This is a genomic window from Streptomyces sp. WZ-12 (genome assembly GCF_028898845.1).
Lineage (GTDB): Bacteria > Actinomycetota > Actinomycetes > Streptomycetales > Streptomycetaceae > Streptomyces.
Genome location: NZ_CP118574.1, coordinates 118,381 through 131,402, shown reverse-complemented (window position 1 = coordinate 131,402; position 13,022 = coordinate 118,381). Strand labels below are relative to the sequence as shown.

Here is a 13,022-nt window from a genome sequence, read left to right as displayed (position 1 = left end):
GAGCGGCATGGCGGCGCGACGGCGAGGTCTACGCCGAGGTCGCCCTGCCGGAGGCCGGCCGGTCCGACGCCGAGGAGTTCGGGCTGCACCCGGCGCTGCTCGACGCCGGCCTGCACGCCGCCTGGCTCGTCGCCCCGGACACGCAGGCGCCACGGACCGGCAGCGTGCCGTTCGCCTGGCACGGCGTTTCCCTGGCCGCCTCCGGCGCCTCGTCCGTCCGCGTCCGGCTCCGCCAAGACACCGACGGAACACTCACATTGGCCCTCGCCGACGCCACGGGTGCACCCGTCGCCTCGGTACAGGCCCTCACCCTGCGCACCGTCTCGGCGGAGGCCCTCAGCCCCCTGGCGACCCTCGCCCGCGAAGCCCTGTTCCGCCTGGACTGGACCACGGCGCCGCACCCCGCGACGCAGTCGGACGACGGGACACCCACAGGCATCCCGGTGACGATCGTCGGCGAGGACGGCATCGACCTCGCCGCAACCCTCCGCGCAGCGGGTGCGGACGTCGACGTCCACGCGACGCTGCCGTCGACCATGGAACCGGCTCCCGCGGTGCTCGTGCTGCCCCTCGTCGCACCCGGCCGGCCCGGTGCTGACGAGTCGACCTCAGCTCCGTCCTCCGTTCCGGAGGACGTCCACGACCTCGCCCGCCGCGCCCTGACACTCGTGCAGGCCCGGTTGGAGCAACCGGCCTTCGCGGACACGAAGTTCGTCTTCGTGACCCGAGGCGCGACGACCGGCGAGGACGTGGCCGCCGCCGCGGTGTGGGGTCTGGTGCGCTCGGCGCAGTCGGAGAACCCCGGCTGTTTCGCCCTGCTCGACCTCGACCCGCACGCCCCCACGTCGCTCCCACTGGCCGCCTTGGCCAGCGACGAGCCACAGTTGCGGACCCACCAGGGCGACCTACAGGCCGCGCGCCTGACCCGCCGGCCAGTCACAGAGGCCGCAGCCGACGTTGATGCAGGCGCTGGTGTGACGTTCAGCGGCGCGGGCTCGGTTCTGATCACTGGTGGTACGGGTGGTCTGGGTGCGGTGGTGGCTCGGCATGTGGTGGCTGAGCATGGGGTGCGGGATGTGCTGTTGGTCAGTCGTCGTGGTGAACGGGCCGAGGGTGCGCTTGAGTTGGTGGCCGAGTTGGCGGAGGTGGGTGCGCGGGCGGAGGTGGTCGCGTGTGATGTGACCGACCGGGCCGCCGTCGCGGAGCTGGTCGCGGCGCATGCGGTGTCGTCGGTGATCCATGCGGCGGGTGTGCTGGACGACGGGATGGTCGGCGCGCTGACCCCGGAGCGGCTGGCCGCTGTGCTGCGGCCGAAGGTGGATGCCGTCTGGTATCTGCACGAGGCCACCCGGGATCTCGCCCTGGACGCGTTCATCGTCTTCTCGTCCGTCGCGGGCGTCTTCGGCAACTCCGGTCAGGCCAACTACGCGGCCGGCAACGCCTTCTTGGACGGGCTCATGGTCCGGCGGCGGGCCGAGGGCCTGCCCGCGCTGTCGCTGGCCTGGGGCCCGTGGGAGCTGGCGGGAGACGGCTCCGGCATGCTCGCCGAGACCGACGCGGACCGCCTGGCGCGATCCGGAGTGCCACCGCTCTCGGCGGAACAGGGTCTCGCCCTCTTCGACGCCGCCCTGGCCACCGGTGACGCCACCGTCGTTCCCGCACGCCTGGACCTGCCGGCGCTGCGTGCCCAGGGCGAAGTCCCGCCGCTGCTCCGGTCGTTGATCCGCAGCCGCTCGCGCCGCACGGCCGCCGCCGATTCGGCAACCGCCACCAACCTGCGGGAACGGCTCACCAGCCTGAGCCCGCTCGAACGGCACGAGATCCTCCTGGACCTCGTGCGCGGCCAGGTCGCGCTGGTCCTCGGCCATGCGACCGGCGGCGACGTCGACGCCGGCCGCGCCTTCCGCGAGTTGGGCTTCGACTCCCTCACCTCGGTCGAACTGCGGAACCGCCTGAACACCGTCACGGGCCTCCGGCTGCCCGCCACCCTGGTCTTCGACTACCCGACCATCGACACCCTGGTCTCCTACCTCCTGGACGAACTGCTGGGCACGGACGCCGAGATGACGACGGTGGCGCGGGTCGCCACGGCGGTCGCGGACGATCCGATCGTGATCGTCGGCATGGCCTGCCGCTACCCCGGCGGCGTCACCTCGCCGGACGACCTGTGGAAACTGGTCACGGACGGCCTGGACGCGGTGTCCGCTTTCCCGACCAACCGCGGTTGGGACCTGGACAACCTCTACGACCCGAACCCCGAGCACGTCGGCACGTCCTACACCCGTTCCGGTGGGTTTCTGCATGAGGCGGGGGAGTTCGATCCGGGTTTCTTCGGGATGAGTCCGCGGGAGGCGTTGGCGACGGATTCGCAGCAGCGTCTGTTGTTGGAGTCGTCGTGGGAGGCGGTTGAGCGGGCTGGTATTGATCCGGTGTCGTTGCGCGGTAGTCAGACGGGTGTGTTTGCCGGTGTGATGTACAGCGATTACAGCGCGATGTTGGCGAGTCCGGAGTTCGAGGGTTTTCAGGGCAGTGGGAGTTCGCCGAGTCTGGCGTCGGGTCGGGTGGCCTACACGCTGGGCTTGGAGGGTCCGGCGGTGACGGTGGATACGGCGTGTTCGTCGTCGTTGGTGGCGATGCACTGGGCGATGCAGGCGTTGCGCAGTGGTGAGTGCTCGTTGGCGTTGGCCGGTGGTGTGACGGTGATGTCGACGCCGGCGGTGTTCGTGGACTTCGCCCGGCAGCGGGGACTGTCGCCCGATGGGCGGTGCAAGGCGTTCGCGGACGCGGCTGACGGGGTCGGCTGGGCCGAGGGCGTGGGCATGCTGGTGCTGGAGCGCCAGTCCGACGCGGTCCGTAACGGTCATCAGATCCTGGCTGTGGTGTGTGGTTCGGCGGTTAATCAGGACGGTGCGTCCAACGGTCTGACGGCTCCCAACGGTCCGTCCCAACAGCGCGTGATTCGCCAGGCGTTGGCGAGTGGTGGCTTGTCTGTGGGTGAGGTGGATGTGGTCGAGGCGCATGGGACGGGCACGACGCTGGGCGACCCGATCGAGGCCCAGGCCGTGATCGCCACCTACGGTCGTGACCGCGATCCTGAGAACCCGCTGCTGCTGGGCTCGATCAAGTCCAACATCGGGCACACGCAGGCGGCGGCTGGTGTCGCCGGCGTGATCAAGATGGTGTTGGCGATGCGGCACGGTGTGGTGCCGCGGACCCTGCATGTCGACGCGCCGTCCTCGCACGTGGAGTGGTCCGAGGGCGCGGTGGAGCTGCTGACCGAGCAGACCGCCTGGCCGGAGACGGGGAGGGCCCGGCGCGCCGGTGTCTCCTCGTTCGGCATCAGCGGGACGAATGCCCATCTGATCCTGGAACAGCCGGCGGGCGTGCGACGTCCGTTGGCATCGGACGCCACCGTGGAGCCGGCCGTGGTGCCGTGGGTACTGTCCGGCAAGACCTCGGAGGCGCTACGGGCCCAGGCAGCGAAGCTGCTGTCCTCGATGGAGGAACGGTCGGACCTCGGCCTGGCCGATGTGGGCATGTCCCTGGCCATGGGCCGTTCGGTCTTCGATCACCGAGCGGTGGTGCTTGCGGCCGACCCCGCCGATGCGGTCCGGGCGTTGGCGGCTGTCGCGGCCGGTGACGAAGACCCTGCTGCCGTCGTCGACCGGAGCCGTTCGGGCCGTTGCGCCGTGTTGTTCTCGGGTCAGGGTTCGCAGCGTTTGGGGATGGGGCGTGAGTTGTATGGCCGGTTCCCGGTGTTCGCGCAGGCATTGGACTCCGTGATCGAGCTGTTGGACGAGGAGCTTCTCGGTTCGTCTCCCTCGTTCGGTATGCGTGAGGTGATGTGGGGTGGGGATGCCGATGCGTTGAATGAGACGGGTTGGGCGCAGCCGGCCTTGTTCGCGGTTGAGGTGGCGTTGTATCGGTTGGTGGAGAGTTGGGGTGTGCGGCCGGACTTCGTGGCGGGTCACTCCATTGGTGAGGTTGCTGCGGCGCATGTCGCCGGGGTGTTGACGCTTCAGGACGCTTGCCGTTTGGTGGTGGCGCGTGCGTCGTTGATGCAGGCGTTGCCGTCTGGTGGGGCGATGGTTGCGGTTCAGGCTGCCGAGGAGGAGGTGGTTCCGTACCTGTCCGATGGCCTGTCCATCGCCGCCGTCAATGGTCCTACCTCCGTGGTCATCTCCGGCACTGACGAGGACGTGCGGGGCGTGGCACAACACTTCGCCGACGAGGGGCGCCGCACCAGTCGTCTCCAGGTGTCGCATGCGTTCCATTCGCCGTTGATGGATCCGATGTTGGATGATTTCCGGGCTGTTGCCGAGGAGTTGTCCTACTCCGCTCCGTCGATTCCCGTCGTGTCGAATCTGACCGGCGGACTGGCCTCGGCGGATGAGTTGTGCTCGGCGGGGTATTGGGTGCGGCATGTTCGGGAGGCGGTGCGTTTCGCGGAGGGTGTGCGGTGCCTGGAGGCTGAGGGTGTGCGGACGTTCCTGGAGCTCGGGCCGGACGGCGTCCTCGCCGCCATGGTGGGACGGTGCCTGACGGAACCCTCGCTCACGGTGCCGCTGCTGCGGAAGGACCGCCCCGAGGAGCCGGCAGCGCTCGCGGCACTGGCCCAACTGCACGCCTCGGGCACGAGGATCGACTGGACCGGCATCTTCGCTGGTGTGGGTGCGGGGTGGGTGGAGTTGCCGACGTATGCGTTCCAGCGGGAGTGGTTTTGGCCGGTGGGGCGGTTGGTTGGTGGTGGTGATGTGCGTGCTGTGGGGCTTGGTGTGGCGGGGCATCCGTTGTTGGGTGCGGCGGTGGAGGTGGCTTCTGGTGGTGGGGTGTTGTTTACGGGGCGTGTGTCGTTGGGGTCGCATGGGTGGTTGGGTGATCACGTGGTGATGGGGCGTGTGGTGGTTCCGGGTACGGGGTTGTTGGAGATGGTGTTGTGTGCGGGTGAGGGTGTGGGGTGTGAGCGGGTTGAGGAGTTGACGTTGGCGGCTCCGTTGGTGTTGCCGGAGCGTGGTGGGGTGCGGGTTCAGGTTGTGGTGGGGGAGTTGGATGAGTTGGGTCGTCGTGTGGTTGGGGTGTATTCGGCGCCAGATGTCCCGGATGGTGGCGCGGGTGGGACGGTTTGGTCGCAGCATGCGACGGGTCTGTTGGCTCCTTCCGACACGTCAGTTGTCGCTCCGAGGGATGCTGCTCTTGGTGCGGTGTGGCCGCCTGAGGGTGCTGTGTCCGTGGATGCTGTTGGTTGTTATGAGGTGTTTGCGGAGGCGGGGTTCGACTATGGGCCGGTGTTCCGTGGGTTGCGTGCGGTGTGGCGGCGTGGTGAGGAGTTGTTCGCTGAGGTTGCGTTGCCGGAGGTGGTTGTGGAGGCCGGTGGGGTGGCGGGGTTTGGTTGTCATCCGGCGTTGTTGGATGCGGCTTTGCATGGGTCGTTGCTTGCTGCTTTGGGGGGTGGGCCGGTTGGTGGTGGGGCTGCGTTGCCGTTCTCGTGGGAGGGGGTGTCGTTGTTTGCGGGGGGTGCTTCGGTGTTGCGGGTGCGGTTGGCGCCTGTTGGTGAGGGGGCGGTGTCGGTGAGTGCGGTGGATTCGGCGGGCGAACCCGTCATCTCCATCGACTCCCTCCGCACCCGCACCGTGACCAACGAGCAGTTCGGCGGCGCCGACGATCGCCTGCGAGATGCGCTCTTCGGCGTCCGCTGGACCGCGCTGCCGGAGATCTCGGCGGAACGGGCGGGCCAGGCAGCCCAGGCCATCGCGATCCTTGGTCCCGATCCGCTGCGGCTCGCCCACGAGTTGAGCCGCCCCGGCGCAACCGTGGAGAAGCACGAGACCCTCGATGCGTTGACCGCGGCCAACCCCGAGGATTCCGTACCCGGCATCGTGCTGGTTGCAGTCACCGCCCAGGATGACGACGCGACCATCGACGCCGCTCACCGGCTCACGGCCGATGCCCTGCAAACGATCCAGACGTGGCTGGCCGACGCACGTTGCGCGGACGCTCGCCTGGTCTTCGTCACCCGAGGTGCGGCCGACGGCGAGGATGCCGCGGCGGCGGCAGTTCAGGGCCTGGTGCGCTCGGCCCAGACCGAACACCCCGGCGTCTTCGGCCTGATCGACCTCGATGGGTCCCAGGCATCCGCGGCCGCCCTCGCGGCGGCCCTCGGTTCCGACGAGCCGCAGTTGCTCCTGCGTGACGGGCAACTCCATGCCGCGAGGCTGAGCCGCCTGGCGCCGCCCACTGAACCGTCCGACGCCGTCACCGGTACTGACGACACGACGGCCCGCGACGGTTGGAACACCGACGGAACGGTCCTGATCACCGGTGGCACCGGCGGCCTCGGCGCACAGTTCGCACGGCACCTCGTCGACGAGTACGGCGTCAGCCACCTCCTGCTCGTCAGCAGGCGCGGTCCCGACGCCCCCGGTTCCACGGAGCTGGTGGCGGAACTGACGGCCCACGGCGCAGAAGTGACCGTCCAGGCATGCGACATGTCCGACCGGGACGCCGTGGCGGCGCTCGTCGCCGGCATCGCGGACGAACACCCGCTGACGGCGGTCGTACACACGGCGGGCACGCTGGACGACGGCATGATCGGCTCGCTCACCCCCGAGCGGCTGGCCACCGTCCTGCGGCCGAAGGCGGACGCCGCCTGGCATCTGCACGAGGCCACCCGCGATCTCGACCTGGCTGCGTTCGTCGCCTTCTCCTCCGTCGCGGGCGTGTTCGGCGGTGCCGGCCAGGCCAACTACGCAGCGGGGAACGCCTTCTTGGACGCCCTGATGACACAGCGCCGTGCGGCGGGCCTGCCCGGCCTGTCGCTGGCCTGGGGCCCGTGGGACCAGTCCGGCGGAATGACCGGCACGCTGACGGATGCCGAGGCCGACCGGCTCGCCCGCTCCGGCGTGCCGCCGCTCTCCACGGAACAGGGCCTGGCCCTGTTCGACGCGGCACTCGCCCTCAGCCAAGAGCCCGCGCAGGGTGTGCCGCTGATCGCTCCGGTCCGGCTCGACTTCGGGGCACTCTCCGCACAGGCCGAGGTGCCGGCGATCCTGCGCGGACTGGTGCGGACCCGCACGCGCCGTACGGCGGCCGGCGGTTCCGCGACCGTCGCCGGGCTCGTCAACCGTCTGGCCGGGCGCACGCCCGACGAACGCCGGCAGGAACTCCTCGACCTGGTCCGCACCCAGTCGGCCCTGGTCCTGGGCCACGCCGACCCGGCCTCCGTGGACACCACGGCACACTTCCGTGACCTCGGCTTCGACTCGCTCACGGCCGTGGAACTGCGCAACCGCCTGAGCACGGCAACGGGCCTGCGCCTGACCGCAACACTCGTCTTCGACTACCCCAACACCGATGCCCTGGCGGATCATCTGCACGATGAGTTGTTCGGCGGGATCGACAGTCAGCCTCAGGTGCCGGTTCAGTCGCTGCCGCCGGCGGTCGACGATCCGATCGTGGTGGTGGGGATGGCGTGCCGCTTCCCGGGTGGTGTTGCTTCGCCTGAGGATCTGTGGCGTCTGGTGAGCGAGGGGGCGGATGCGATCACTTCGTTCCCGACCAATCGCGGTTGGGACGTGGACAGCCTCTACGACCCGGACCCCGAGCACTTCGGGACGTCTTACACGCGTAGTGGTGGGTTCCTGCATGAGGCGGGGGAGTTCGATCCGGGTTTCTTCGGGATGAGTCCGCGGGAGGCGTTGGCGACGGATTCGCAGCAGCGTCTGTTGTTGGAGTCGTCGTGGGAGGCGATCGAGCGGGCCGGTATTGATCCGGTGTCCCTGCGCGGTAGTCAGACGGGCGTGTTCGCCGGTGTGATGTATGGCGATTACGGAAGCATGTTGGGCGGTAGGGAGTTTGAGGGGTTCCAGGGGCAGGGGAGTGCGGGCAGTGTGGCCTCCGGTCGCGTCTCGTACACCTTCGGCTTCGAGGGCCCGGCCGTCACCGTGGACACCGCCTGTTCCTCCTCCCTGGTCGCCCTGCACTTGGGGGCTCAGGCACTCCGAGCCGGCGAGTGCACTCTCGCCCTGGCCGGCGGTGTGACGGTGATGTCGACACCAGGCACGTTCGTGGAGTTCTCGCGTCAGCGGGGGTTGGCTCCGGACGGCCGTTCCAAGGCGTTCGCCGAGGCCGCTGATGGTGTGGGGTGGTCCGAGGGCGTGGGCATGTTGGTGCTGGAGCGCCAGTCCGACGCGGTCCGCAACGGTCACCAGATCCTGGCCGTGGTGCGCGGCTCGGCCGTCAACCAGGACGGTGCGTCCAACGGTCTGACGGCTCCCAACGGTCCGTCCCAACAGCGCGTGATTCGCCAGGCGTTGGCGAGTGGTGGGCTGTCCACGGGTGATGTGGATGTGGTCGAGGCGCACGGCACCGGGACGACGCTCGGTGACCCGATCGAGGCCCAGGCACTCATCGCCACCTACGGTCGCGACCGCGACTCCGAGCACCCGCTGCTGCTCGGCTCGGTCAAGTCCAACATCGGACACACCCAGGCCGCCGCGGGCGTCGCCGGCATCATCAAGATGGTCCTGGCGATGCGACACGGAGTGGTTCCGCAGACCCTGCACGTCGACGCGCCGTCCTCGCACGTCGACTGGGACGCGGGCGCCGTCGAGTTGCTCACCGAGCAGACCGCCTGGCCGGAGACGGGGAGGGCCCGCCGCGCCGGTGTCTCCTCGTTCGGTATCAGTGGCACCAACGCCCACGTCATCCTGGAACAGCCGGAGAGCGGCGCCGACCGTCCGGTGACGGAAAGCGGCGCTACGGAGCCCGACTTGGTGCCGTGGGTGCTGTCCGGAAAGACGCCCGAGGCCCTGCGCGACCAGGCCGCCCGTCTCCGTGACTCCTTGCTGGCCCGGCCCGGCCTGCGCTCGGTGGACATCGGCCACTCGCTGGCTGCCACGCGTTCGCTGTTCGACCACCGTGCGGTCCTGCTCGTCAGTGACAACACGAACCCCGTTGCCGCCCTGGGTGCCCTGGCCCTCGGTGCGCCCGATCCGTCCGTGGTCTCCGACTCGGTGGCGAGCGGCAGTTCGGCCGTGTTGTTCTCGGGTCAGGGTTCGCAGCGTGTGGGGATGGGGCGTGAGTTGTATGGCCGGTTCCCGGTGTTCGCGCAGGCATTGGACTCCGTGATCGAGCTGTTGGACGAGGAGCTTCTCGGTTCGTCTCCCTCGTTCGGTATGCGTGAGGTGATGTGGGGTGGGGATGCCGATGCGTTGAATGAGACGGGTTGGGCGCAGCCGGCCTTGTTCGCGGTTGAGGTGGCGTTGTATCGGTTGGTGGAGAGTTGGGGTGTGCGGCCGGACTTCGTGGCGGGTCACTCCATTGGTGAGGTTGCTGCGGCGCATGTCGCCGGGGTGTTGACGCTTCAGGACGCTTGCCGTTTGGTGGTGGCGCGTGCGTCGTTGATGCAGGCGTTGCCGTCTGGTGGGGCGATGGTTGCGGTTCAGGCTGCCGAGGAGGAGGTGGTTCCGTACCTGTCCGATGGCCTGTCCATCGCCGCCGTCAATGGTCCTACCTCCGTGGTCATCTCCGGCACTGACGAGGACGTGCGGGGCGTGGCACAACACTTCGCCGACGAGGGGCGCCGCACCAGTCGTCTCCAGGTGTCGCATGCGTTCCACTCGCCGTTGATGGATCCGATGTTGGATGATTTCCGGGCTGTTGCCGAGGAGTTGTCCTACTCCGCTCCGTCGATTCCCGTCGTGTCGAATCTGACTGGCGGACTGGCCTCGGCCGATGAGTTGTGCACGGCGGAGTACTGGGTCCGGCACGTCCGGGAAGCCGTCCGTTTCGCCGACGGCGTCACCACCCTCGAAGCCGAGGGAGTGCGGACCTTCGTGGAGCTGGGACCCGACGGTGTCCTGTCCGCCCTGGCCCAACAGTCCCTCGCGGGAGAAGCCGTGGCCGTTCCGGTCCTGCGGAAGGATCGTGACGAGGAGTCGGCGGTGCTCGCGGCCCGGGCCCACCTCCACACTCGCGGACTCGTCGCGGACTGGCGGGACTTCTTCGCTGGTGTGGGTGCGGGGTGGGTGGAGTTGCCGACGTATGCGTTCCAGCGGGAGTGGTTTTGGCCGGTGGGGCGGTTGGTTGGTGGTGGTGATGTGCGTGCTGTGGGGCTTGGTGTGGCGGGGCATCCGTTGTTGGGTGCGGCGGTGGAGGTGGCTTCTGGTGGTGGGGTGTTGTTTACGGGGCGTGTGTCGTTGGGGTCGCATGGGTGGTTGGGTGATCACGTGGTGATGGGGCGTGTGGTGGTTCCGGGTACGGGGTTGTTGGAGATGGTGTTGTGTGCGGGTGAGGGTGTGGGGTGTGAGCGGGTTGAGGAGTTGACGTTGGCGGCTCCGTTGGTGTTGCCGGAGCGTGGTGGGGTGCGGGTTCAGGTTGTGGTGGGGGAGTTGGATGAGTTGGGTCGTCGTGTGGTTGGGGTGTATTCGGCGCCAGATGTCCCGGATGGTGGCGCGGGTGGGACGGTTTGGTCGCAGCATGCGACGGGTCTGTTGGCTCCTTCCGACACGTCAGTTGTCGCTCCGAGGGATGCTGCTCTTGGTGCGGTGTGGCCGCCTGAGGGTGCTGTGTCCGTGGATGCTGTTGGTTGTTATGAGGTGTTTGCGGAGGCGGGGTTCGACTATGGGCCGGTGTTCCGTGGGTTGCGTGCGGTGTGGCGGCGTGGTGAGGAGTTGTTCGCTGAGGTTGCGTTGCCGGAGGTGGTTGTGGAGGCCGGTGGGGTGGCGGGGTTTGGTTGTCATCCGGCGTTGTTGGATGCGGCTTTGCATGGGTCGTTGCTTGCTGCTTTGGGGGGTGGGCCGGTTGGTGGTGGGGCTGCGTTGCCGTTCTCGTGGGAGGGGGTGTCGTTGTTTGCGGGGGGTGCTTCGGTGTTGCGGGTGCGGTTGGCGCCTGTTGGTGAGGGGGCGGTGTCGGTGAGTGCGGTGGATTCGGCGGGCGAACCCGTCATCTCCATCGACTCCCTCCGCACCCGCACCGTCACTCCGGAACAACTCCGAGCCGCCGACGGCGGAAGCGGCGCGTTCCAGGACTCCCTGTTCCACGTCGACTGGACGGAGATCCCGGTCTCGGCCTCGCCCTCGCCGGTCTCCGTCGCCCTTGTCGGAAGCGACTCCTTCGGTCTCGCCGAGGCGCTCGCGGACACCCTGGCCGTGGTCGCGGAACCCGGCGGCCTCAAGGCGCTTGCCGCGTCCGAGGACCCCGTGCCGAACGTGGTTCTCGCCCCGATCACGGGCATCTTGGCCCAGGAGGGCTCCGCGGACGTGCTCGACGCCGTGCGGGAGAACACGGCACGGGTGTTGGAGCAGATTCAGCAGTGGTTGGCGGATGACCGGTTCGCCGGGGCGCGGTTGGTGTTCGTGACCAGCGGCGCGGTGTCCGTGGACGGGAGCGGAATCGCCGACCTGGCGGCCTCGGCCGTCTGGGGCCTCGTTCGATCCGCACAGTCGGAGAACCCCGGCTGCTTCGGCCTGATCGACCTCGACCCAACGGCGCATGCCGGCACAGGCACAGGCACCGCAACCACCTCCGCCCTCCTCACCTCATCCCTCCTGGCCACCACAACCGAGCCGCAACTCGCCCTCCGCGGCACGGCGTTGAAGGCCGCCCGGCTGGCCCGGGCCGCCGCGCCGGAGGCCATCGGCTCGCCCGCCGTCGAGGAGTCGGCTGCCGACGAGCCCGCGGAGGAGACGAACCGGCGGTCCGGCACCGTGCTGATCACCGGTGGCACCGGCGGTCTGGGCGGACTGCTGGCCCGGCATCTCGTTGCCGAGCGGGGCGTGCGGAGCCTGGTCCTCGCCAGCCGCAGCGGGCTCGCGGCCGACGGGGCCGAGAAGTTGGTGGCCGATCTGGAGGCGCTGGGTGCCGAGGTGTCCGTGCGGGCCTGCGACGTGGGTGATCGGCAGGCGGTCGCGGAGCTGATCGCCGCCGTCCCGGAGGGGCATCCGCTCACCGGGGTCGTGCACACGGCGGGCGTGTTGGACGACGGCGTGATCGGTTCGCTCACCGCCGAGCGGGTGGCCACCGTCCTGCGGCCGAAGGCGGACGCCGCCTGGCATCTGCACGAGGCCACCCGCGGCCTGGCGTTGGAGAGCTTCGTGGTCTTCTCGTCCGCGGCCGGTGTGCTCGGCGGTGCCGGGCAGGCCAACTACGCGGCGGCGAACACGTTCCTGGACGCGCTGATGGCGCAGCGCCGCGCGGCCGGACTGCCGGGCGTCGCGCTGGCGTGGGGTCCGTGGGACCGGGCCGGCGGCATGACCGGGACGCTGTCGGAGGCCGAGGCCGAACGGCTCGCGCGCGCCGGCATGCCGCCGCTCGCGGTGGAGCAGGGGCTCGCGCTGTATGACGCGGCCACGGCCGGCGAGCGAGCGTTGATGGTGCCGGTGCGGCTGGACTTCGCCGCGTTCCGCGGGCTCGCGGAGGTCCCGGCGTTGCTGCGCGGTCTGGTCCGGGCGCCCGCGCGGCGCGCGGCGGCGGCCGGTGCGGCGCCCTCCGCCGACGCGCTCACCCGGCAACTCGCCGGGCTCGGCGCGGCGGAGCAGGACGAGGTGCTGCTCGCGCTGGTGCGCGGGCAGGCCGCGGTGGTGCTCGGGCACGCCGACGGTTCGGCGGTCGGCGCGAACCGGCAGTTCCAGGAGCTGGGCTTCGACTCGCTGACCGCCGTGGAGTTCCGGAACCGCCTCAACGCGGCCACCGGACTGCGCCTGCCGGCCACCCTGATGTTCGACTACCCGACGCCGACGGACGTCGTCAGGCATCTGCGCGGCTGCCTCGTCACCGAGGAGGCGACGGGCGCGGGCTCGGTGCTCGCGGCGCTCGACAACCTGGAGGCGATCCTCGCCGGTCTGTCCCTCGACGACGAGGGGGAGCACCAGTTGGTGGCCGGCCGGCTGGAGGTCCTCAAGGCCAAGTGGGCCGAGCTGCGGCACACGGGGGTGTCCGCGGGCGGCACCGAGGACCTCGACATCGAGGGGGCGACCGATGACGACATGTTCGCCTTGCTGGACGACGAACTCGGGCTGAACTGA

The 13,022-nt window shown here is 69.6% G+C and carries 1 protein-coding gene (running past one end of the window); it reads left to right on the top strand.

Annotation, left to right across the window (positions count from 1 at the left end; translation table 11 throughout):
• Positions 1 to 13,022, top strand: partial view of a type I polyketide synthase gene (locus PV796_RS00405; RefSeq protein ID WP_274910681.1) — the final stretch only. It extends 20,014 nt beyond the left edge of the window; only the last 13,022 of its 33,036 coding nucleotides appear in the window; its start codon lies beyond the left edge, outside the window; its stop codon occupies positions 13,020 to 13,022.